This is a genomic window from Haloarcula taiwanensis (assembly GCA_002844335.1).
Classification (GTDB): Archaea; Halobacteriota; Halobacteria; order Halobacteriales; family Haloarculaceae; genus Haloarcula; species Haloarcula taiwanensis.
This window is the reverse complement of record CP019154.1, coordinates 1,448,752-1,470,513: the sequence shown is the minus strand read 5'-3', so window position 1 is coordinate 1,470,513 and position 21,762 is coordinate 1,448,752. Positions and strand designations below refer to the sequence as shown.

Genomic DNA, 21,762 nt, shown 5'->3' with positions numbered 1-21,762 from the left:
CACGTCGATTCGGAGACCGCGCAGCGAACACGTGCTCGGAACAGCTGAGCAGGACCGCTACGAGTCGCCGTCGCTCCCAACTCGGATGACCTGTAGCAGAGAGTACACCGGGACGCCGCGGATGTCGCCGACACCGCGCTTGTCAGCCAGCACGACGCAGGCCACAGGGTTGCCGCCCTGTTCATGGATTGCATCGATTGTCTCTCCCATCGTCTTGCCACTCGTGATAGTGTCGTCAACGACGTAGCAGTCGCGGTCCCGGATCTGCGCGAAGTTCCGGGAGAACGAACCGTCACTGGTCTCGCTCTCGTCGTCGTCCCACTGGTGTTTGGTCGGGGCGTACGTCCCGAGGTCTGTTTCCAGTTCCCGCGCAACAGTCGTCGCGAGCGGCGCGCCGGCCTTCTCGATGCCGATAGTAAGGTCTACGTCGTCGCCTTTCTTCGAGAGCAGGTCCGCCATCGCTGCGCCCGCGTGATACAGCCGGTTGCTGTCACGCCCGACAGCGGACCAGTCGACGTGGATGTCGTGGGGACCGCCGTCGTCGCTCGTGTCCGGTTCCGTGCCGGTGCCGCTGCGTTCGACAAGCCAACTTGCCGTCTCCCGTGAGACGTTGAGCTCGTCAGCAATCTCGCCCTTAGAGAGGCCACGCTGTGCCAAGTCGGACGCGCTGTCGACGAGGTCGTCGATGTTCTTCATATCATCATCTCCGTGTGCGAGGATTTAATAGGCAGTGTTCTTCAGCCACCGAAATATATTTACAACAGCAGTTGTAGTATTCTACTGGCTGGGTACATTCCCCCTGCAGTCCGGAACTATGTGAGGCCGCTGTTTGGTCACATCGTTCCCACCACCCCCAACCCGGCCGACGGTAACTGTCTGCCACGCAGCATGGTTGTCCATGGGACCGCACGCACCAGCGGTCAGGCGGGACCTCCCCCCGTCCGTTGTCTACTGGCTCTGCGCTCCGAGCCCGGAGTGCGTCCTGCATGCCGACTAGCCAGTAGATCCCCAGCTTTGAGTGACTGGTTTCAGGTATCGCTCAGTTCAAACGTGTAGAGTCGCTGCTCGCAGGTCGGACAGACCAGCGTCTCATCGGGGTCCTGACGCGGTCCAAGATGGCCGCCACAGCACGACACTGACGATGACTCGACTAGTTCGGAGTCACAGACCGGGCACCTGTCGAGGAACATCCGGAACGCCTCCGCGCCAGCGACTCTGAGCCGCTCGTCGTCGAGACGCTCGCCGAGGACCTCGTAAGCTGCGAGTTCGGCGACGACGACTGGACGGGGGAGGAGCTTCGCGTGGTCCGCGCCGAGTGCGAGCCACTCCGCGTCGTCGACGTACGGTTCAGCAGCGTCAACTCCCGGTAGCGACGCCTGTAGCGCCGCGGCGAGGGCGTCAAGTGAGTCGTCGGCCAGCTCGTCCATCCGCTCGTGCCACGCCACGTCTACAGCCGTCGTGAGAAACAGTTGTTCACCCTCGGCTTCGATGACGCCGGCTGCCGAAAGCTCCCGGAAGACGGTTTCGCCGTCCATCTCGACGTCGTCGGCCAGCGACTCGTTTTCCCGTCGGGTCACGTCTTCTTGGGATGTGTCCCCCTGTGCTGGCTCCGCGTGGAACCACTCGTCCGGAACCGGTGATGCCGCCACCAGCCGCGGGGCAAATTCGGGCGTGTACGGGACCAGATACCCTCGGAAATAGACGATCGCGACGCCGACAACAGCGACCAGTAGGCTCGACCGCGGACGGTCACGCCCGCGCAGAAGCATGGCAAGCGCTCCAACGAAGCCAAGATTCAGTACCGTACACGGCCAGCACCTGTTTGCCCCGGTGTAGGACTCGTCTCTGAAGGTTTCGAGTGCGTCCATCGGAGTAGGACTGTTCTGTGGGGATTTCCGGCTCATGTTTTGACAACGATATGCAGTCCCAAAATTCTTTAACAACAGCTGTGGTATGAACTGTCATGAACGATTCCTCGGTGACATACACCACGCTCGGGTCGACAGGGCTCGACGTGTCCGAACTCTGTCTCGGAACGATGAACTTCGGAAGCGCCGAGCCCTGGATGCTAAATGACGAGGACGAGAGCCGCCGAATACTCGAACGAGCGCTGGATCTGGGTATCAACTTCTTCGATACAGCCAACGCGTATTCGAACGGCGAGAGCGAGCGGATACTCGGCGATGCTGTCGACTCCGCCCGACGCGACGAACTGGTCTTGGCCTCGAAGGTGTACTTCGACATGCACGACGGGCCGAACGGCAGCGGGCTTTCGAAGAAACACATCATCGACCAGTGTCACGCCACGCTGGACCGCCTCGGCGTCGACTATCTCGACCTCTACCAGATCCATCGGTGGGACGACGACACGCCAATCGAGGAGACATTGGACGCGCTGACGTACCTCGTCGACGAGGGGCTGGTCCGCTATATCGGCGCCAGTACGATGGCCAACTGGAAGTTCCAGAAGGCGCTGTACACCGCGGACATCGAAGGGTACGAGCGGTTCGTCTCGATGCAGCCGGAGTACAACGCCGTCGACCGCCACGAGGAGGCGAACCTCCTGCCGGTGTGTGAGATGGAGGGTGTCGGCGTCATCCCGTGGTCGCCCCTGGCCGGCGGCTTCCTCGCCGGGAAGTACGAGCGCGGCGACGACCTCGCCGAGGGACGGGCGAGCACGGACGAGTACACGGCAAACCGGTTCAGCGACGAAAACTGGGCGGTCCTCGACGAGGTGCGGGCGATTGCCGACGCGAAGGGCGCGACACCGGCACAGGTCAGCCTGGCGTGGCTCTGCCAGCAGGATGTCGTCGACGCGCCGATCATCGGCCCGCGGACGATGGACCAGCTTGAGGAGAACGTCGGAGCGCTCGACGTCGACCTGACCGACGAGGAGTGTGCCCGAATCGAGGCCCCAAAACAACCGCAGTGGCCCGTCGAGGGCAAGGACTAATCAGTGACCTCGATGGATAACCATGCACGTTAACTGCGTACTCAGTTTCCCTGTATACACATGGACGACAGCGAACTAACCGATGTCCTCGAAGATGCCGGTCTCTCTCCGTACCAGGCGGAGGCCTACGTGGCGTTGCTGGGGCTGGGGACCGCATCGGCGACGGACATCGCCGATTCCTGTGACGTTCCGGACCCGCGGATATACGACGTGCTCAGGGATCTTGAGTCGAAGGGGTATATCGAGACGTTCCAGCAGGATAGCCTGACTGCTCGGGCGCGAAATCCCGACGTAGTGCTTGAGGACCTGCGGTCACGGTCGAGCAAGTACCTCGACGCGGCCGAGACCATCGAGGAACGCTGGAACCAGCCCGAGATATCCGAGCACGAGGTAAGTATCGTCAAGCGGTTCGAAACGGTCGTCAGCCGGGCCCGGGAGCTCATCGAAGCGGCGGAAAACCAGATTCAGGTCGGCGTGAACCCCGAGCAGTTCTACGCGGTCCGGGAAGAACTCATCGCCGCCCACGACCGCGGCGTGAACATCAAACTCAGCATCTGTACGAGTCCTGACGAGGAAGTCCCGCCGCTTTCCGACATCGAAGGGACCTGTACGGAGGCCCGGAACCGCGAGATTCCGGCCCCGTTTTTCGTGCTTGTCGACCGGACCTGGACGTGTTTTGCGCCCCACCACGACTCGGTCAACGAGTACGGTGTGCTCGTCAAGGACCGAACTCACACCTACGTCTTCCACTGGTTTTTCCTGACCTGTCTGTGGGAGATCTGGGACACACTGTACACCGAGCGGACGCCGGAAACCCCGACGACGTACGTCGACCTCCGACACGCTGTCCGCGACATCGAACCGCTGTTGAATGAGGACGCGATTATCGAGGCTACTGTCGAGGGGTACGACACGGAAACGAAGGAGTCGGTTGGTCTGACCGGGCGCATCACCGCCGTCGACTACACCGGGAGTAGCATCGGACGGACGGACCCGGTCCCGCTTGCACAGATGGCCGGCCGAATCAGCGCGACGCTGGCCACTGATAGCGGAACGTACGAAGTCGGCGGCTGGGGAGCCGTCATCGAGGAAATCGAAGCGACCGAGATTACAATTACGGACGTCACGTACGAGTGACACAGGCGCCGTTTTTCGGGATTAGTAAACTTTCGTTCAGTTTGCGCGTTTGAGGGCCTCCGTGTAGCAAACGGCTGTTTGACTTATCCGTGCATATATATACTGAAAGATTTATACAATGGCTACTGGTCAAAAATATATCACTTCTTCTGGGTTGAGGCCGACAGTTAACAACACCTGTGGTTAATTATGGACAACCTTTAAGGTGCGTCCGGGATAGCTCAGAATAGATATGTCGGACAATGGCACAAGCGGCGAGCGGAACTCAACAGGCGTCTCCCGGCGACGGTTCGTCCGTGCCGCCGGAGCAGCAGGTGTTGTCGGCGGACTAGCAGGCTGTGCTGACTTCGTCGGCGGTGGCGACGGAGGCGGCGGTGGCGGCGGCGACGGCGGATCGACCGGTGACGGAAGCGGCGGGGAGGCGACGACCGTGCAGTGGGGCTTCGACCCGGTGGCCGTCCAGAACAACGGCCCCGCAATCAAGCAGGCTCTCCACGACAACGGCCTGCCGGACTCCATCGAGATCGAATTCGTCCCCCGTGACCAGGACACCGGTGCGGCTCGGGCGAACTACAACCGACTGCTCTCGGCCGGCGAGACGAACCCGGACATGTTCCTGATGGACAACGGCTGGACGAACATCTTCATCCAGCGGGGACAGCTCCAGAACCTCTCCGAAACGCTGCCGGAGGAACTCCTCTCGGATGTCTCGGACAACTACTTCTCGGCGTTTACCGACACGGCTCGGAACCCGAGCAACGGGAACCTGTACGGCGTCCCGGTGTTCCCGGACTTCCCGACGATGCAGTACCGCAAGGACCTCGTTGAGGAAGCCGGCTACAGCCCCGAGAGCAACAACTGGGCGACCGAGCCGATGACCTGGGAGGAGTGGTCGAACATCGCGGCGGACACCTACGACAACGCCGACGTCGACTTCGGTTTCACCACGCAGTGGGACATCTACGAGGGGACCTCCTGCTGTACGTTCAACGAGGTTATGTCCTCGTGGGGCGGCGCGTACTTCGGCGGCCGCGACAACCTCTTTGGCCCCATCGGCGACCGGCCGATCACGGTCAACAACGAAGAGGTCATCAACTCGCTGAACATGATGCGGAAGTTCGTCCACGGCGAGGACTTCGGCGGCCAGTTCGAGGGGTACGGCGGCGGCTTCACCCCGACCGAAATCCTCGGCTGGAAGGAGGAAGACGCTCGCGCGCCGTTCGTCAACGGCAACGCCGTCTTCCACCGGAACTGGCCCTACTCGCTGGCACTCGGCGGGCGTGACCCAGAGGAAACAGAGGATCCGGCGCTCGGCGAAAACCTCGGTGCGATGCCGATTCCGTACGCCGTGCCCGAAAGCGAGGCGGCACAGCCCGGCACGGGCGGCTCCACGGCTGCGCTCGGTGGCTGGCACATGACGGTCAACCCCAACAGTGAGAACACAGACGCCGTGACGCAGGTCATTCGCGCCGCGATGCAGCCGGACTTCCAGCTCACGCTACTGTCCGTTCAGGGATGGCTGCCGCCGCGGCCCGAACTGTTCAACTCCAGCGAGGCCCAGAACGTGCCCGTCGTTGGCCGGTACATGGACACCCTGCAGGTCGCCGGTAACAACACGATGCCGCGCCCGGTGACGGCTGTCTGGAGCGACCAGTCCAGCAAGATCGCACAGCAAGCGAACCGCGCAGTCGGTCAGGAAGCCTCCTCGGCCGACGCGATGGCGACGCTTGAGTCCGCGCTGGAAGAGACCGAGCAAACCTGAAGCCACAGGCAAGCGTTACAAAACCATCCCTGTGATTATTTACCATGACACATTCAAACGACGGACGGAGGTAACCAGATGAGTACAGAAACCGGCCGTGAATCCAGACGCTCGGGGGCACTCGTCAGCATGATGCGGTGGATGGAGAACCTCAGCGACACGCAGTACGCGTATCTGCTGTTGATTCCCGTGTTCGTACTCTTGGGTATCGTCGCGCTGTACCCGCTGTTGCGGACCTTCGAGCTGTCGCTGTTCGCGCTCTCGGCGGACTTTTCGAGCACTACCTTCGTCGGCGCTGGGAACTACATCGAGCTGTTCACCGGTGAGAAAAACCGGTTCCTGCCGGGCGGAACGACGTTCCTGCCCGAAGGGTTTGGCATGAGTGCGTTGCTGAACAGCGCACTGGTCGTCACGATAATCTTCGCCGTCGTGAGCGTGCTCTTCGAGACGCTCATCGGTCTCGGGCAGGCGCTCATCCTTGACCAGGACTTCTATGGCCGGCGGTGGATTCGGGCGGCGATCATCATCCCGTGGGCCGTCCCAATCGTCATTCAGGGGATGATCTTCTTCCTGATGTTCAACTCGAACGTCGGGTTCCTGACGCCACCGCTTGCTGACCTCGGCCTGCTCGCGCCGACGAACACGCTCAACGACACGCCGAGTGCGACGTTTATCATCATCGTCGCCGACATCTGGAAGACGTCGGCGTTCATGGCCCTGCTCATTCTGGCTGGGCTGCAGAGCATCGACCGGGGCCTGTACGACGTGGCGAGGGTCGCCGGGGCGACGAAGTGGCAGCAGTTCAAGCTCATCACGTTCCCGCTCATCCTGCCGACTATCGGCGTTGCCGTGCTGTTCCGGTCGGTACAGGCGATGCGGGTGTACGGCATCATCGACACGGTGTCGAGCTGTACCGTCGTGCCATCGCTGTCGTGTATGGTCGTCGCGACGTTTACCACCCGCGAGGGGACATCCGCGGCCATCGCGTTCGTGACGGCCGCCATCATCGGGACGGTCGTGATGGGACTCATCGTCTGGCAAGGGGAGGACGCGATCTAACATGGCGACGCCAACTGACACCCAAGAGCAGTCGAGCGACGGGCCGCTACAGCGGTGGACACAGAGCGCCATCAAGAACCCGGACAAGGTGTACCGGGCGCTGTTCTACGCGGCGATGGTGTTTTTCCTGGTGACGACGCTGTTCCCCTTCTACTGGCTCGTCGTGCTGGCGGTGACCCCCGAGGGGAACTTACTCGCCGGGAGCTTCCTCCCCACGGTGAACCTCTTTGGCGTCAGCGGGACGTTCCCGCTGCCGGTCCCTAAGGGGTTCAATCCGGGTGCGTTCGTCACCGTCTTCGAGCAGGTTCCCTTCCACCTGTACATGCTGAACAGCTTCGCGCTGGCGGTCACGACGACGGTCATCGTGCTGTTCGTGGCGAGCCTCGCAGGCTACGTGTTCGGCCGTCTCCGATTCCCCGGCCGCGCACTGCTGATGCTCGGTATCCTGGCGATCAGCTACTTCCCGCCGGCTGCGTTCGTCATACCGCTGTTCCAGGCGTTTGCCGGCAACGCGCCGATTACGGTACCGTTCACGTCCATCCCGCTGTTTACCCCACCGCGGCTACTGAACACGCCGGGGTCGATGGTACTGCCGTTCAGCGCGCTGTTTATGCCGCTGTCCATCTTCATCCTGACGACGTTCTACGGCCAGATTCCGGACGGGCTGGAGGACGCCGCGCGGGTCGAAGGAACGACGAGACTGGGCGCGCTGTTCCGCGTCATCATGCCGCTGTCCGCGCCGGGCGTGGCGACCGCGGCCGTGCTGACGTTCATCGCCGTCTACAACGAGTACTTCTTCAGCTCTATCATGGCGACCTCGCCGGAGGCGGCCAAATGGTCGCCTATCGTCGGCGGGATTCTCAGCTACCAGACCCAGTACACGACCCAGTTCAACCTCATGGCGGCCGCGAGCATCGTCGGGGTTCTCCCCGTCGTCATCCTCGTGATCGTCGCACAGGAACGCATCGTCAGCGGACTGACCTCAGGCGCACTCAAGGAGTAACACAATGGCACGAGTACAACTCGAACACGTGACGAAACGCTACGACGACCAGGGTGACGTGGTCACCGCGGTCGACGACATGAACCTCGATATCGCCCACGGCGAGTTCATCTGTTTTGTCGGCCCATCCGGCTGTGGGAAGTCGACCACGATGGAGACCATCGCCGGGCTCACCATCCCAACCGAGGGTGAGATATACATCGGCGACCGTGAAGTGACGAACCTGCCACCGAAGGACCGCGGAATCGCGATGGTGTTCCAGAACATCGCGCTGTTCCCGCACATGGACGTGTACGACAACATTTCCTTCGGGCTGCGGTTACGGGATTACCCACAGGACGAGATTGACCGCCGGGTCGAGCGGGCCGCGGATATCGTCCAGCTAGAGGGGATGCTCAACCGGATGCCCGAGGAGATGTCCGGCGGACAGCGTCAGCGCGTCGCTATCGCCCGCGCCATCGTGCGCGAGCCCGACGTGTTCCTGATGGACGAGCCGCTGGCAAACCTTGACGCGAAGCTCAAGGTCCACATGCGGACGGAACTCCAGCGCCTGCACAAGGAGCTGGACACGACCATCATCTACGTGACCCACGATCAGGAGGAGGCGATGACGCTGTCCGACCGTATCGCCGTCCTCGATTCGGGGCAGCTCCAGCAGATCGACCCGCCACTGACCTGTTACAACGAGCCGGACAACCTCTTTGTCGCCGGTTTCATCGGCTCGCCGTCGATGAACTTCGTCGAGGGGACGGTCACGGAGGACGCCCTGGAGACGCCGAACTTCTCGCTTGCGTTCAACCCATCGTCCATCGAAGGTGTCGGAGTTGGTGACGACGTGACGCTGGGTATCCGCCCAGAGGACATCTATCCGGGCGACCTCAAGTCGGAGGTCCCTGACCCATCGGGAATGATTACCGCGAGGACCGACATTCTCGAACCCATGGGCGACGAGATATTCGCCTACCTGCTGCTGGGCGACGGCGAAACGTCGATGTCGCAGGAACTGGCGACGAACGACCAGCTACTGATGAGCATCGACCCCGACTCTGATCTCGAAGAAGACGATGAGATCGGGGTCGTCATCGACCGACGGAACGTCCACCTGTTCGACTCGGCCACCGGCGAGGCGATTGTCCACGACCTCATTCCGTACGAGGCCGAAAGCACTGCATCAAGTAGCGAAGTAGAATCAGACGACTGATATGAGCAGCCACCTCGCGATGCTGTACTGGAGCGGGATGCTCGTACTGTTTTTCTTCTGGGCCTACGGTATCGTGTCGTTTGTCCTCGACCTGAAGAACAAAATCGTCCCCGGCATCATCCAGTATCGGCGCGGCCGGCGGCGAGAGAAGGCCAAGCAGAAACAGGAGGAGGAACGCGAAGAGCGTGAACAGCAGTTGTATTAATCCGCTTCCGGCCGCACTCTTCGAAAATCATGACTGAGACCGTTCGCATAGGCATCATCGGACTGGGGAACATCGCGGATATCCACTGTACGAACCTCCGTCAGCTCGACCAACCGGTCTCGATAACGGCGGGCGTCGACGTCGATGCCGATGCGCGCCGCCGGTTCGCCGAGACGTACGACGCGGCAGTGTACGAGGAGGCGTCGGCGATGTTCGGGTCCGTCGATGCCGCGCTGGTGACGACGCCGAACAGATACCACGAGCAGTACGTCGTAGCGGCGCTTGAGGCGGGCTTGGACGTGCTCGTCGAGAAACCACTTGCACACACGCTCGAAAGCGCCGAGCGGATCGCCGCGGCCGCCAAAGCGGCAGACGGGTTCTGTATGGTCGGCTTCCACAACCGATTTGCCGACCCGGTTCAGACGCTCGTGGGCTACCGCGACGCGGGCGACATAGGCGATGTGTCTCATATCGAGGCGAACTACATCAGGCGTCGCGGCGTCCCAGGACGAGGGTCATGGTTCACGCGCAACGACGTGGCCGGCGGCGGCTCACTCATCGACATTGGAGCCCACGCTATCGACCTGTCGCTGCACGTTGCCGGTCATCCAGCCGTCGTGGAAGTGTCGGGTGACACCCGCGCCCAGTTCGGCGTCGACGAGGAGTACGCGTACGTCGAGATGTGGGGCGCGGACCACGGTGCAGCCGAGTTCAGCGTGGACGATTCCGCGAGTGCGTTCATCCGCTGTGATGACGGCACGACGATATCCCTGGAGGTGGCGTGGGCGGCGAACCGGCCGGACAGTCAGGAGTACTACGTCCGCGGAACTGACGCGGGCGCAAAACTCGACCTCGCGGACCAGTCGCTGACACTGTTTGAGACGGCCGACACCGGCCGGATGCACCATCGGACGACCGATGTCGAGACACAGCGGTCGGACCCACAGCGAACGGAGCAGGAACGGTTCGTCTCTGCGGTTCGGAACGGGTCGCCACCGTCGGTAAACACCGTCGAGCAGGCGCTGCGAGTCCAGCGCGTGATGGACGGAATCTACCGCTCCAGCGAAACTGGCGCGGCTGTCAGCGTCAGCGAGACAGAGACCTGAAGAAAGACTTAATCCCCAGTGTTCTCACTCTCTGCCTGGCATGAAAGTGATTGGTGTTACGCGGGACGACGACGGCCCACAGCTCCTAGAGCGGGAGCGACCGTCGCCTGACCCGGGCGAGGCACTCGTCCGGACACTCCGCGTTGGTGTTGACGGCACAGACCACGAAGTCCTGAACGGGTCCCACGGCGGGTTCCCCGACGGGGCGGACCACATGGTTCTCGGACACGAGGCGGTCGGCGTCGTCGAAGAGCCCAATGGCACGGGGCTCGAGGCGGGGCAGGTCGTCGCGCCGACTGTCCGGCGGAAACCGAACGGCGAAACGAACGAGTATTTCCGTCGGGGGGAACCCGACATGGCTCCGGACGGCGAGTACACGGAACGTGGCATCGTCGGCGACCACGGCTTCATGGCCGAGTATTTCACCTCGCCGGCAGATTTCCTCGTCCCCGTCCCGGAAGCGGTCGCGGACTACGGCTTTCTCGTCGAGCCGCTCTCGATTACCGAGAAGGCAAACGAGCACGCCTACGCCACGCGGGAGCCATTCGATTGGCGGCCGGAGTCGGCCTGCGTGCTGGGGAACGGTTCGCTCGGACTGTTGACGCTGTGGATGCTTGAACAGGAGTACGACCGGACGTACTGTGTCGGTCGGCGCGACCGGCCCGACCCGACGGTCGACATCATCGACGAGATAGGCAGCACGTACGTCGATTCCCGTGAGACGCCGGTGGATGAACTCCCGGAGACCTACGAGGCGATGGACTACGTCTACGAGGCAACCGGGTTCGCCCCGCACGCGTTCCAGACGGTCAAGGCGCTCGACCAGAACGGGGTCGGCGTGTTGCTCGGCATCCCGGAGCCGTGGGAATTTGAAGTCGATGGCGGCTCGCTCCACAACGAGATTGTCCTGCACAACAAGTGTCTCATCGGGACTGTCAACTCACACGTCTCGCACTTCGAGGACGCCGTCGAGACCTTACAGGACCTTCCGGAATGGCTGCTCGACGATCTGGTCACGACGGTTACCGACCCGGAGCACGTCGAGGCGGCCTTCACAGACGGGGACGACCAGATAAAAGCAGTCGTCGAGTTCGATTCGCTGTAAGTCCCCGGGCCGAACCGCGCCCGAGCTTTTTTGTCCCAATATACCCGGATAGACCTCATCTCAAAGCGGATATGTCGGGTAAATGTAATCTCACAGATGTAAGATAGTGAGGTATTTACTCACATACGATTAATTTGTTCGCCCGCTCAAACCCGAGAAATCGTGGGATATAGATGATTTACCGGGATCGATACGAATGTCAAATGGTGACTTTTGCTATACAGAAGTATTAAGTGCGAATCTTCAATAAGGAATTATGAGGTATTGGTGCAACCATGACTGACGACAACTCAAATAAACGGTTGACGCGGCGTAACGCTCTTCGGATTGCTGGCGCAGCAGGTGCGGCCTCGCTGGCTGGCTGCGGTGGGAGTGACGGTGGTGATGGCAGCAGCGGCGACGGCAGCAGCGGTGACGGCGGCGACGGTACCAGTGGCGACGGCAGCAGCGGTGAGGACAGTACCGACAGCGGGCCACAGTATGGGACGCTCGAAGTCGCCCACTGGTGGGGCGAAGGCGACGGACTCGAAGCGATTCAGTCCGTTATGGACGCCTTCAAGGAGCAACACCCCGACGTTCCGTTCGACGAGAACCTCATCGCCGGTGGTGCGGGTGACAACCTGCAGGCGAACATCCGGACACGGGTGCAGAACGGCAACCATCCGAGTACGTGGCAGTCCTGGCCCGGAAACAATCTGCTCCCCTTCACCGATGCGAACCTGCTGAAGGACATCGGCGACTCCGTGTGGTCAGAGAACAGCATGGAGGACGCATATCTCCAGGGTGTCAAGGACGCGGCCCAGCCCGCAGGGAACTACGTGACGGTCCCGCTCAACATCCACCGGATCAACAACCTCTTCTACAACGTCGAGGTCGTCGAGGACGCCGGGGTCGACCCGACAGCCCTCGAAACGCCGTCTGACCTCGTCGACGCGCTGGCAACGGTCAGCGATGCTGGCTACACCGGAATGGCACACCAGACCGGTGCGCCGTGGTCCAGCTTCCAGATGTTTGCGACTGTTCTCCTCGGCGAAACGGACGCCGAGACCTACAGCGCTATCTTCGTCGACGGTGAGGTCGACGCCAACAGCGACGCTCTGGAGTCGGCAGTCGAGACCACACAGTCCTATCTCGACTACATCCCGAGCGACGCCGGTTCGATTTCCTGGACCGAGGCCAACAACCAGGTCATCAACGGCGAAGCGGCGTTCCTCCACCAGGGAGACTGGGCGGCCGGAACGTACATTACGAACGACCTCGCGTACGGCGAGGAGTGGGACCACGTGACGTTCCCGGGTACCGACGGTTACTACGCACTCAACATGGACTCGTTCCCGTATCCGGTCAACAACCCGTCGCCGGAAGCGACTACGCTGTGGTGCCGGTTCGTCGGCACGGCCGAGGCACAGGAGATCTTCAACCCGAAGAAGGGGTCGATTCCGCCGCGAACTGACGTGAACACCGACCCGTTCAACGACTTCTCCAAGGATCAGATAGCAGACTTCCAGAACAGCGATGCTCAGCCGCCGTCTGTGGCACACGGCCTGGCCGCACCGCCGGCAGTCAAGTCCTCGCTCGAATCCGCTATCTCATCACTGAACTCCGGTGCTGCGCCCGCAGATGTCGTCTCTCAGATCTCCAACGCCTACTAAACCACACCGACAGCGCACATTTTTCGCCGTGGCGACTCGAACAATCGAGTCTACAGGGTAGCGGGTCGCTGTGATGGGACAGCGAACGATAGCGGAGAGGCACGCGCCTGGTCCTGAAACTGTCTGCTGAAGAGAGTGCCGAAGTTCTTAGTACTCGACTCGCAAACGCCCCACTATGTCTAGTGACGACTTGGAAGCATCGCTCGAACAGGTAATTGCGCGGTTCAATCTCGGCGAGTACGAGATTTCAGCCTACCTGGCCGTGTTACAACACGGTGAGCTGACAGCGTCGGAGATATCGGAGAACACGGACATTCCACAGCCGCGAGTGTACGATACGGTCCGGAGCCTCAGCGACGTCGGGCTGGTCGAACTCAAGGAGTCCCGGCCGATGAAAGTTCTGGCTATCGACCCGCGGGAAGCCTTCGAGGGGATACAGGACTCACTCGATGATCTCGTCGACGACCTCTCTTCGCGCTATACGGCTCCTGCACGGGAGCCCGAAGCCGTCTCACTCGTCAAATCTCGGCCGACGATACTCCGGTACCTCGAAGATATCATCGAGACGGCCGAGTACGAACTGACGCTGTCTCTGACCCCGGCCCTGCTGGAGCGGTTCGAAGACAGACTCGCGGCCCGGAAGCAGTCCGGCATCGCTATTGAAATTCTCATTTCACCGGGTGTGGACGCGCCCGACCCAGCGCGGTTCGATTACGAGTCCATCGCGACCACGGTGAAGGCCCGCCGCGGTATCACGACACCGGTCGTCGCCGTCGCCGATGGGAACTACTCGATGTACGCGACCCGTGAGAGCGTCCGCGGTGACACGGACCGATACGGCGTCATCTTCAATCGGTCGGAACTCGGGTTCCTGGTCTCCGGGTTCCTCAACACGGTGCTGTGGACGACCGCTGAAACGATCGCCAGCGACGGAGACGGGCTGCCGTTCCCGCGCCGCTACGGGACGATCAGGCGCTGTATCTCCGATCTGGTGACGCTGGACGGGGAGTTCTACGCGACTATCGAGGGCCGGGATGTCGAGACAGGCGACCACCGGGTCGTTGAAGGCAAAGTTGACCAGGCGTCGTTCAGTTCGAACCGCGAGGTCGCGACGCTGGTCGTTGAAACGGCTGACGGGCCGGTCGAAGTCGGTGGGCAGGTCGCTGCCTTCGAAGATATCGAGGCCTACGAGATTCGGATCGGGACAGACGAACCGCCCGAGAACTGACCCATTACTATCGGCCGAGGCTGGTTTTCACGGTGACTGCCAGACTGCGGACAGTCGATACGGAGCCAAGAGAGAGTAGTCCGTAGTAAATACCTGCCTGGACGAGGCGACAGCGGAGACAATGAGCACCGTGGGCGGGCAACCCACGGTGATTGCATGACCCTTCGGGCTGGCGATATATGTCAGAGGCACGACATCGCCCGGCCCGAACGTGGCAACTCCACAAGACCAACGTGCTCCATTGCGTTCAGCGGGGACGTGGTCTTACGTGGACAGCAACAGTCTCTGCGTCGTGAGCGATAAAAAAGATGGACACATTGGCTGCAATAATATCCCATGCCCGAGAGAATAGTGTCCTATTCGAAGAGAATTCCGTTACAAATGGAAACTGATATGTGCGAAAACTATGAGCTACAGAACATGGGGACAGTATGGGCGTAGAATCGCTAATTCAGTACGTCCGAACGTCGTCTGTCCGGACGGACATCATCGGCGCGCTGTGTCCCGGGGCCAAGGCCACCAACGAACTGCTGTCAGCAGTTACTGCAAGCGAATCAGCGATTTACGACGCGCTCTCGAACCTCGAAGGCCGCGGCATAGTCACCTCAACGGACGACGGCTGGCGACTCACCGGTACCGGCCGCCTCGTCGCAGATACGATTCACCGCCAGCAACGGCTTGAGGAACTCCTCGCTCTCGACCTCCAGTACTGGGAGGCTCATGACACGTCAGTGCTACCACAGCCGTTCCGGTGTCGCCTGCCTGAAGTTGGTGACTACACGGTCATCCGTGGCACGCAAACCGATATCAACCGACCGGTCCGGGAAGTCGTGTCCCGCGTCGAGAGCGTCCCTCACTGCGATGTCATCTCGCCCGTCTACCACCCCGAGTACGAGGCGGCGATGCCGGACAACGCCGAGTCGCGGCTCGTGGTCAGCTGTGCTGTAATCGACGAGATGCTCGACACGGAGTCCGTCTCGCTCGATATAACTCGGTTCGAGGAAACGACTGTTCGTGTCACGCCGGTCCCGTACGCACTCGCCGTCGCCGACAACTGGATGATTATCACGCTCCCAGAACTCGACGGGGCCTGGCCGTCGGCGAAGATTATTTCGGAGACGGACGGCGCTATTTCGTGGGCGAGGGACCTGTTTACGCACCTCTGGGAGGATGCAACCCCGATAGAAATGTATCTCGACGATCACTGATTTTGGCAAACCTAAACATTCAAGAACCGTGGGTTCTGACGGATGAGCAATGGCTATTCAGGGCTCGCGGGCTGAAAATTCAGCCGGCTACACGTTTGACGACCTCGCGGTCGTCATGGGGACGTACAACGAAGAAGAAGCAATCGGCACTGTTCTCGACGATATCGCGACAGTGACCGACGGGCGTGCCGAGGTCGTCTGCGTCGATGGCTCCAGTGACCGGACGCCGGAAATCGCCCGCGAACACGGTGCAACAGTCATCGAACAGGAACCGCAGGGATACGGTGTGGCGGTCCGCGAAGCCGTGCTGACGCCGGACCGGCCGGTCGTCGTCACGACGGACTGTGACGACACGTATCCGATGGAACGCCTCCCCGATTTCCTCGCAGAAATAAACGACGGGGCCGACGTTGTCAGCGGCGACCGGCTGTACTACGGGGCCGAGCAGATGCCGGCGATGAACAAGCTGGGGAACGAGCTGTTCGCCCTACTCGCGAGTGTACTCATGGGCAAGCGCGTCCACGACACGACTACCGGAATGCGGGCCTACCGCCGCGAGGTCCTCCAGAAGATCGTCTGGACCGAGAACACCGGGCTCTCGGCGGAACTGCTCATGCGGCCACTGATGCGCGGCTACGACGTGCGTGAACGCCCTATCGAGTACGACGAGCGGAAAGGTGAGACGAAACTCGACCCGTTCTCCGGCGGGGCCGCCATCGCAAAGTCGATCGTCCGGGTTGCGCTCGAAGAACGGTTCCGGTAACACCGCCGACGTAATCGGCGACGGGTCCCGGCTTATCGGTCGTTCGGTGGCTGCTGATAGCTACTCGTTCCGCCGGGGTAGCCCTGCGGATTCTCGATTCCGACAAGCTCGCCGCCGGTCGGCGAACTGTACAGCGCGAACAGGAGGTCGTTGACGAGGTAGTAGCGGACGCGGTGCCTCGGGTCGCCATGTGGCTCCGGGTCGGCAGCCTTAACGCCCATTCCCCGCAGCGTTTCTTCCTGCGTTTCTGTGTCCAACGCAGTGAAGACTGTGTCCTCCCATTCTCGGGTGTAAGCGTCGAGGTCCGCAACGGCGGTCGTCATTTCTGCCGCTCGCTCAGGGTCTGCCTCGACCCGGCTGGTGACGTAGCTGTTGACGAATTCCCGGACGCCCGTTACCTCGCTCGGATAGACAATAGTGGCGACGGCATGATACGTCTCGCGCTCGTGGTCGCCGAACTCCGATTCGGCCGTCTCAGTGTCTTTCTCGGCTGACTCGGCACTCTTGTCGGTTCCCGATTCGTTCCAGACGAGCGCCGCCGCGCCGCCGACGGTGACGCCCGCCGCACCGAGGGCTTTCAGCGCGTCGCGTCTGGTGAGTTCGTAGTCAGTCATCGGTACGGATCACGTAGTTTCGGCTGTTGTGGTCGCGTTCATGCTGATTCCGTCGCGGTGTGTGCCCGGAACGTAGGCTGCCTCGCCGCCGCAGCGGCGCTGATCCTTACAGACTTCGAGTCGCGGTGTCAGCGCCCGCACGCCGTTGTCCGTCTGGGAAACCGGGAGTTCCGCCCGGTACTCGAACCCCGCACCAGTACCGTAGTCGACAAACATAATGAGCGTGACTGTCCCGTCCGCCGGCGTCGGGACGCTGACCTGGTCCTCGATGCCGTCGCCGGTGAGCCGCGTCCGGTCGCGGTCCGTCGAGAGCCGCAAGTCCAGCGTATCGGTCCCGGTAACCGTCGCGTAGTCGTTCTCACCCTCGCTTGTGAGCCGGATGGAGACCAGCGCGGCCTGTTCGGGAACTGACGCCGATACATCCGTCCGGACCGTCCGGCCCTCTGCGACCGACACCGGCTGGAGCCGCGGCTCGACGGGCAGCCCCAGATACGGGACCCACTCGCCGCGGAACGCGTAGCGGTAGTAGGTCCGGTCGGGGTAGGCGTCGATGACCTCGAACTGGCGGTGTTGCATCGCGTAGACGGTGTCGCCGTCGAAGCCGGGGTCGTTACGAACCGACTGGAACGGATGATTCAGCCAGTCGCCGTACGGTGTCGGGAGCAAGACGAGACTGTTGTCGAGGTCTCGCTCCTCGAAAGGCGTGTAAGCCTGCTCTAGCTGCTGGGTCACTTCGTAGTTGTCCGAGACCGGCTCGGCCGCTGTTGTGACGGCCGCGCCGCCGCCAAGCGCCGCGCCACACAGCGCCACAGTGACCAAGACTGGACGGACCCGATCCGCGCTGACCCGCTCGGTTACCAGCAGCCGTGTCCATCGGGCAACGGTAACGACCCCGACGGCACCGAACGCCGTCAGCGGGACGAGCATATCGACGTGATAAAACGGCCCGAGGAAAGCGACTAAGCCGTCTGTCGGGTCCGAGAGGTCGCCGAGCATGTTCACGGTGCCCCAGAAGTAGCCGTTGCCGAGCGGGACCGTCAGGAGGACCCCGGCCAGCGCCGCCTGCCGGCCGTCTATTCCGCGACGCACGACGGCCCCGAGCCCGATAGCTGCTGCCGCCGTCCCCAGCGGCCCGGCGACGACCCACTGGGTGAGAAGCTTCCAGAGGAGTTCGGCGTTGGCGTCCAGCGACATCGCCGGCGTGAACTCCCGAGAGTAGCCCAGAATCTCCCGGTGGCCAAAGCCCGGCCCGTCCTGCGGGGCGAACACTTCGTACGGGAACAGCAGGGCTGAGCCGGTGACGACGTGGTTGTATGCAAGCGTCGCGGCGACACCGGTAAGCCCGCCGACGGCAGTCAGTGACAGGCGCGTGAACCACGCCGGGTCGAGCGTCCGGAGCGTCCACAGCGCGTGGATAATAAACGGCGTTGCAAACAGCACTGCGGTGTACGGCCGCGCGAAGAAGGCGACGCCGATAGCGAGGCCGGCACCTGCCGCCGTCTTCCGGCTCCCGGTCCGGTCGGCGTGGAGATACGCCGCGGCGAAGCCGAGGTTCCACAGCGTCGTCGGCACGTAGGAGAGAAACACCGAGGCCTCGATGAGAAACAGCGGCGACCCGACCATGAGGACGGTCGCCACCACGCCCGTCCGGGCGTCGAACGCCTCGCGGACGGTATGGTAGGTTAGCGCAAGGACGCCGGTCCCAATCAGGCCGAGCGCAACGCGGTAGCCGCCGAGCAGTTTCCCGACGGCAAACATCGCCGCCGGAACCGGGGCGTACTTCGGATACAACCGCTCACCGTCGGCCACAAAGAACCACGGTCGGAACGACTCCTCGACCGGCGGGTACATGAACAGTTGCCCCTCGAGCAGCATGGCGGCCTGCTGGAGGTAGACGCCTTCGTCATGGTTGGTTGTATGATGGGGAAAGACGACGTGGGCGAGCGTGAAGACGGCGAGCCCGCCGAGCAACGCTATCAGCCCCGCCTGTACCCCCGGCCGGCGCAGTCGCGTCATTCCGTCGGATACCAGGCCAGGTCGTGGTCGGCGACCAGATCAACTTCGACCGGCTGGCCCGGTTCGAATGTCTCGACGTGGTTGTGCATGCAGTGGACGACGTCGCCACTGTGGAGTTCGACCCGGTAGACGAACGACGGACCGTTGTACTGGCGGTGAACGACGTAGCCGTCGGCCTGGGACTCGTTTGTTGGCATCGCCTGCAGGTCGTCCGGCCGGACCAGCACGTCCACCATCGCGCCGTTGTACGCCTCGACCGGCCCGTTCAGCAACTCGATGTCGAACGAACCCAGTCCAGTCTCGATGACATCGCTGGTCACCCGGGCCGAGAGGAAACTCGCCTGCCCGAGGAAGCTCGCAACGAAGCGGCTCTCGGGGTTTTCAAACACTTCAGCGGGGTCACCGACCTGAGCGATGGTCCCGTCGTTCATGATGGCGACGCGGTCGCTTATCGAGAGGGCTTCCTCCTGGTCGTGGGTCACTGAGATGGCGGTGACGCCGGCCCGCTTCAGGATTTTGCGAACCTCCTCGCGCATCTCGACGCGCAGGCGCACGTCGAGGTTCGAGAACGGTTCGTCGAGCAGCAGGACATCCGGTTCCGGGGCCAGCGAGCGCGCGAGCGCAACGCGCTGTTGCTGGCCGCCGGAAAGCTGGCTCGGCATCTTGTCGTGATGGGACGAGAGGTCGACCAGTTCGAGCAGTTCGTCGACCCGCTCGGCGACGGCCTGCTCGTCCATCTCGGTCAGCCCGAAAGCGATGTTCTCGGCGACGGTGAGATGCGGGAACAGCGCGTAGTCCTGAAAGACGATCCCGATGTTGCGCTCCTCTGGCTTCCGGAACGAGGAGCCATCGGCGATGACTTCATCGGCGATCGATATCTGCCCGTCAGAGGGGCGTTCCAGCCCGGCAATCATCCGGAGTGTCGTCGTCTTCCCGCAGCCGGATGGCCCCAGCAGTGTCAGCAGTTCGCCGTCTTTCACATCGAGTGATAGGTTCTCGACGGCGACTTCGTGACCGTAGTCCTTGGAGACGTCGTCCAGTTCCAGGACCGTCCGGTCCGGGTTCGCTACCGCCGCGTCCACGTCGTCGAAGTCCGATGTTTGCTGTGTGCGTGTTTGTCGAGACATTAGCTTGTGTCCTCCCGTCGAAGAATGACCAGCATCGAGAGTCCGGAGAGGCCGACGAGCACGAGAGCCGGGACCGCCGCCTGTCCGTAGTAGCCGGCACCCTGGACGAGCCAGATGTACGTGACGAAGGTTTCGAAGCCCGTCGGGCGTAACATCAGCGTTGCCGGCAATTCCTTCATGGTCGTCAGGAACACTAGCGCGGCCCCGGCGGCGATTCCCGGGGCAACGAGTGGTAAGACGACTTTCCGAAACGCCGAGAGTGGGTGGTAGCCCAGGGACCGCGCCGCTTCGATGTAGCTCGGATCGACCTGCAGAATCGAGGATTCGGTCGTCCCGACGGCCTGCGGGAGGAACCGAATCACGTAGGCAAACACCAGCAGGATGACACTCTGGTACAGGAACGGGACGTACCGGAGCCCGAGATACACGAGCGCCAGGCCGAGCACGACCCCGGGGACGGCGTAGCCGACGTACGTGGCCCGCTCGGGGAGTGACGAGAAGCCCGAACTACCGCGCGCGGAGAGATACGCTATCGGGAGCGCTGCCACGACACAGATGGCCGCCGCGGCTGCGGCGAGGCCGACCGAGTTCCAGGCGTAGGCCGCATCGAAGGTGAAACCGCCACCGCTGTAGCCCGTGCCGGAACGGAGGAGCCACTGGAGCAAGATGCCGACCGGAAGCACCAGACACAGCGACGCGATAGCGCCGCAAAACAGCAGTGCCGGGGCTTTCCAGTAGCCGAGCCTGATGAGACCGGGCCGGCGCGAGCCGCTGCTGACGTAGGCTCCGTCTCGCCCCGCGCTGAGGCGGGACTCGACGGCGAGGATACCAAGCGCCATCACAAGCAATAGCATCGAGAGCACGGAGGCGTAGTCCAGCCGGCGAGCACCGAATTCGTTGTATATCATCCGCGTGAACACGTCGTACTGCATAATCGCTGGTGTTCCGAAGTCCGAAAGCGTGTACAGCGCCACCAGCAGGGCACCGGCCGCGATGCCCGGCGCGATCTGTGGCAACGTGACACGGCGGAACGCCTCCCAGCGCGTGTGATTCAGTGTCCGGGCGGCCTCGACCACAGTCCCGTCGAACGACAGCAGCGACGCGCGCGTGGTCAGGAACACGTACGGGTACGTAAACAGTGTCAGCACAAGTATCGCGCCGTGCAGGCCGTATATCGTCGGTATCTGCTCGATGCCGAGCGGCGAAAGCAGGTCCGCGAGGACGCCGCGAGGGCCAAACGCCGAAACGAACGCGAAGGCCCCGATATAGCTCGGGACGACCAGCGGCAGCGCGGACGTAATCGTCCAGAACCGCTTGAACGGCAGGTCCGTCTGGGCGGTGAGAATCGCCAGCGGGACGCCGATGAGAATCGACGCGACGGTGACACCAGTCACAAGCGCTAGCGTGTTCAGCGTCACCGAGACAGTCGTGTCGCTCGTGAGTAGTTCCACCGCACGCCCGAACTCGATTTCACCCGCCCGGAGAAACACCCATACCAGCGGTGCAAGTAACAGCAGCGAGATTGCCAGCGAGACCACTGCGAGCAGCGTGTGCGGAGACGAGTCTCGCTCCGACGTGGTCGCTTGCTCCCGAAGCCGCTCGTAGCGGTCTTTTGTGCCCATA

At 62.3% G+C, this 21,762-nt stretch carries 19 protein-coding genes; 13 read left to right on the top strand and 6 right to left on the bottom strand.

The window, feature by feature from the left end:
* Positions 1-57: 57 nt before the first annotated feature.
* Both BVU17_07585 and BVU17_07580 read right to left on the bottom strand, forming a co-directional pair.
* Positions 58-696 carry an orotate phosphoribosyltransferase-like protein gene (locus tag BVU17_07585; GenBank protein ID AUG47389.1) on the bottom strand — a complete coding sequence of 213 codons (639 nt, stop codon included), beginning with the start codon at positions 694-696 and terminating at the stop codon, positions 58-60.
* Between the two features lie 332 nt (positions 697-1,028).
* A complete protein-coding gene (locus tag BVU17_07580; GenBank protein ID AUG47388.1) occupies positions 1,029-1,904 on the bottom strand; it encodes a hypothetical protein in 876 nt (291 codons plus the stop codon).
* Positions 1,905-1,963: 59 nt separating this feature from the next.
* On the opposite strand from BVU17_07580, the gene BVU17_07575 reads away from it, so the two are divergent.
* The 13 genes from BVU17_07575 to BVU17_07515 all read left to right on the top strand — a co-directional run bounded on the left by BVU17_07575 (position 1,964) and on the right by BVU17_07515 (position 16,382).
* On the top strand, positions 1,964-2,953 hold the full coding sequence (locus tag BVU17_07575) for an aldo/keto reductase (GenBank protein ID AUG47387.1): 990 nt from the start codon (positions 1,964-1,966) through the stop codon (positions 2,951-2,953).
* A 60-nt stretch (positions 2,954-3,013) separates the two neighbouring features.
* Complete coding sequence (locus BVU17_07570; protein ID AUG47386.1) at positions 3,014-4,090, top strand: TrmB family transcriptional regulator; 1,077 nt, start codon at positions 3,014-3,016, stop codon at positions 4,088-4,090.
* 232 nt (positions 4,091-4,322) lie between these two features.
* The gene (locus BVU17_07565) at positions 4,323-5,852 is read left to right on the top strand and encodes a sugar ABC transporter substrate-binding protein (protein AUG47385.1); all 1,530 of its coding nucleotides are present in this window, start codon (positions 4,323-4,325) and stop codon (positions 5,850-5,852) included.
* 78 nt (positions 5,853-5,930) lie between these two features.
* The gene (locus BVU17_07560) at positions 5,931-6,911 is read left to right on the top strand and encodes an ABC transporter permease (protein AUG47384.1); all 981 of its coding nucleotides are present in this window, start codon (positions 5,931-5,933) and stop codon (positions 6,909-6,911) included.
* Between the two features lies 1 nt (position 6,912).
* On the top strand, positions 6,913-7,914 hold the full coding sequence (locus tag BVU17_07555; GenBank protein AUG47383.1) for a sugar ABC transporter permease: 1,002 nt from the start codon (positions 6,913-6,915) through the stop codon (positions 7,912-7,914).
* Positions 7,915-7,918: 4 nt separating this feature from the next.
* Positions 7,919-9,115 (top strand): sugar ABC transporter ATP-binding protein, encoded by a 1,197-nt coding sequence (locus tag BVU17_07550; protein AUG47382.1) that lies wholly within the window; start codon positions 7,919-7,921, stop codon positions 9,113-9,115.
* 1 nt (position 9,116) lies between these two features.
* A complete protein-coding gene (locus tag BVU17_07545) occupies positions 9,117-9,320 on the top strand; it encodes a hypothetical protein (GenBank protein AUG47381.1) in 204 nt (67 codons plus the stop codon).
* Between the two features lie 29 nt (positions 9,321-9,349).
* Positions 9,350-10,426 carry an oxidoreductase gene (locus BVU17_07540; GenBank protein ID AUG47380.1) on the top strand — a complete coding sequence of 359 codons (1,077 nt, stop codon included), beginning with the start codon at positions 9,350-9,352 and terminating at the stop codon, positions 10,424-10,426.
* Positions 10,427-10,466: 40 nt separating this feature from the next.
* Complete coding sequence (locus tag BVU17_07535; protein ID AUG47379.1) at positions 10,467-11,531, top strand: glucose dehydrogenase; 1,065 nt, start codon at positions 10,467-10,469, stop codon at positions 11,529-11,531.
* Between the two features lie 275 nt (positions 11,532-11,806).
* Positions 11,807-13,183 (top strand): sugar ABC transporter substrate-binding protein, encoded by a 1,377-nt coding sequence (locus tag BVU17_07530; protein AUG47378.1) that lies wholly within the window; start codon positions 11,807-11,809, stop codon positions 13,181-13,183.
* Positions 13,184-13,358: 175 nt separating this feature from the next.
* Entirely contained in the window at positions 13,359-14,411 is a 1,053-nt protein-coding gene (locus BVU17_07525) for an ArsR family transcriptional regulator (protein AUG47377.1), read from the top strand.
* 431 nt (positions 14,412-14,842) lie between these two features.
* A complete protein-coding gene (locus BVU17_07520) occupies positions 14,843-15,619 on the top strand; it encodes a hypothetical protein (protein AUG47376.1) in 777 nt (258 codons plus the stop codon).
* Between the two features lie 49 nt (positions 15,620-15,668).
* Positions 15,669-16,382, top strand: coding sequence for a glycosyl transferase family 2 (locus BVU17_07515; GenBank protein AUG47375.1), 714 nt, complete (start codon positions 15,669-15,671; stop codon positions 16,380-16,382).
* 32 nt (positions 16,383-16,414) lie between these two features.
* On the opposite strand, the gene BVU17_07510 is transcribed toward BVU17_07515, so the two are convergent.
* Genes BVU17_07510 through BVU17_07495 form a run of 4 tightly spaced genes read right to left on the bottom strand, consistent with a single transcriptional unit; the run spans position 16,415 to position 21,761 of the window.
* Positions 16,415-16,996, bottom strand: coding sequence for a hypothetical protein (locus BVU17_07510; GenBank protein ID AUG47374.1), 582 nt, complete (start codon positions 16,994-16,996; stop codon positions 16,415-16,417).
* Between the two features lie 9 nt (positions 16,997-17,005).
* Complete coding sequence (locus BVU17_07505; GenBank protein ID AUG47373.1) at positions 17,006-19,012, bottom strand: hypothetical protein; 2,007 nt, start codon at positions 19,010-19,012, stop codon at positions 17,006-17,008.
* Positions 19,009-20,139, bottom strand: a complete 1,131-nt coding sequence (locus tag BVU17_07500; GenBank protein AUG47372.1) for an ABC transporter ATP-binding protein — start codon at positions 20,137-20,139, stop codon at positions 19,009-19,011. Before BVU17_07500 ends, BVU17_07505 begins: the two co-directional genes overlap by 4 nt.
* Positions 20,139-21,761: an iron ABC transporter permease gene (locus BVU17_07495; GenBank protein AUG47371.1), complete on the bottom strand. Its 1,623-nt coding sequence runs from the start codon at positions 21,759-21,761 to the stop codon at positions 20,139-20,141. The genes BVU17_07500 and BVU17_07495 overlap by 1 nt, the downstream gene beginning before the upstream one ends.
* Between the last annotated feature and the right edge of the window lies 1 nt (position 21,762).

Bases quoted from the DNA above. Each gene is read 5' to 3' on its own strand.
- BVU17_07540 (AUG47380.1), top strand. From the start codon at position 9,350: ATGACTGAGACCGTTCGCATAGGCATCATCGGACTGGGGAACATCGCG.
- BVU17_07515 (AUG47375.1), top strand. From the start codon at position 15,669: ATGGCTATTCAGGGCTCGCGGGCTGAAAATTCAGCCGGCTACACGTTT.
- BVU17_07565 (AUG47385.1), top strand. From the start codon at position 4,323: ATGTCGGACAATGGCACAAGCGGCGAGCGGAACTCAACAGGCGTCTCC.
- BVU17_07495 (AUG47371.1), bottom strand. From the start codon at position 21,761: ATGGGCACAAAAGACCGCTACGAGCGGCTTCGGGAGCAAGCGACCACG.
- BVU17_07545 (AUG47381.1), top strand. From the start codon at position 9,117: ATGAGCAGCCACCTCGCGATGCTGTACTGGAGCGGGATGCTCGTACTG.
- BVU17_07570 (AUG47386.1), top strand. From the start codon at position 3,014: ATGGACGACAGCGAACTAACCGATGTCCTCGAAGATGCCGGTCTCTCT.
- BVU17_07525 (AUG47377.1), top strand. From the start codon at position 13,359: ATGTCTAGTGACGACTTGGAAGCATCGCTCGAACAGGTAATTGCGCGG.
- BVU17_07550 (AUG47382.1), top strand. From the start codon at position 7,919: ATGGCACGAGTACAACTCGAACACGTGACGAAACGCTACGACGACCAG.
- BVU17_07505 (AUG47373.1), bottom strand. From the start codon at position 19,012: ATGACGCGACTGCGCCGGCCGGGGGTACAGGCGGGGCTGATAGCGTTG.
- BVU17_07575 (AUG47387.1), top strand. From the start codon at position 1,964: ATGAACGATTCCTCGGTGACATACACCACGCTCGGGTCGACAGGGCTC.
- BVU17_07555 (AUG47383.1), top strand. From the start codon at position 6,913: ATGGCGACGCCAACTGACACCCAAGAGCAGTCGAGCGACGGGCCGCTA.
- BVU17_07535 (AUG47379.1), top strand. From the start codon at position 10,467: ATGAAAGTGATTGGTGTTACGCGGGACGACGACGGCCCACAGCTCCTA.
- BVU17_07500 (AUG47372.1), bottom strand. From the start codon at position 20,139: ATGTCTCGACAAACACGCACACAGCAAACATCGGACTTCGACGACGTG.
- BVU17_07530 (AUG47378.1), top strand. From the start codon at position 11,807: ATGACTGACGACAACTCAAATAAACGGTTGACGCGGCGTAACGCTCTT.
- BVU17_07520 (AUG47376.1), top strand. From the start codon at position 14,843: ATGGGCGTAGAATCGCTAATTCAGTACGTCCGAACGTCGTCTGTCCGG.
- BVU17_07585 (AUG47389.1), bottom strand. From the start codon at position 696: ATGAAGAACATCGACGACCTCGTCGACAGCGCGTCCGACTTGGCACAG.
- BVU17_07510 (AUG47374.1), bottom strand. From the start codon at position 16,996: ATGACTGACTACGAACTCACCAGACGCGACGCGCTGAAAGCCCTCGGT.
- BVU17_07580 (AUG47388.1), bottom strand. From the start codon at position 1,904: ATGAGCCGGAAATCCCCACAGAACAGTCCTACTCCGATGGACGCACTC.
- BVU17_07560 (AUG47384.1), top strand. From the start codon at position 5,931: ATGAGTACAGAAACCGGCCGTGAATCCAGACGCTCGGGGGCACTCGTC.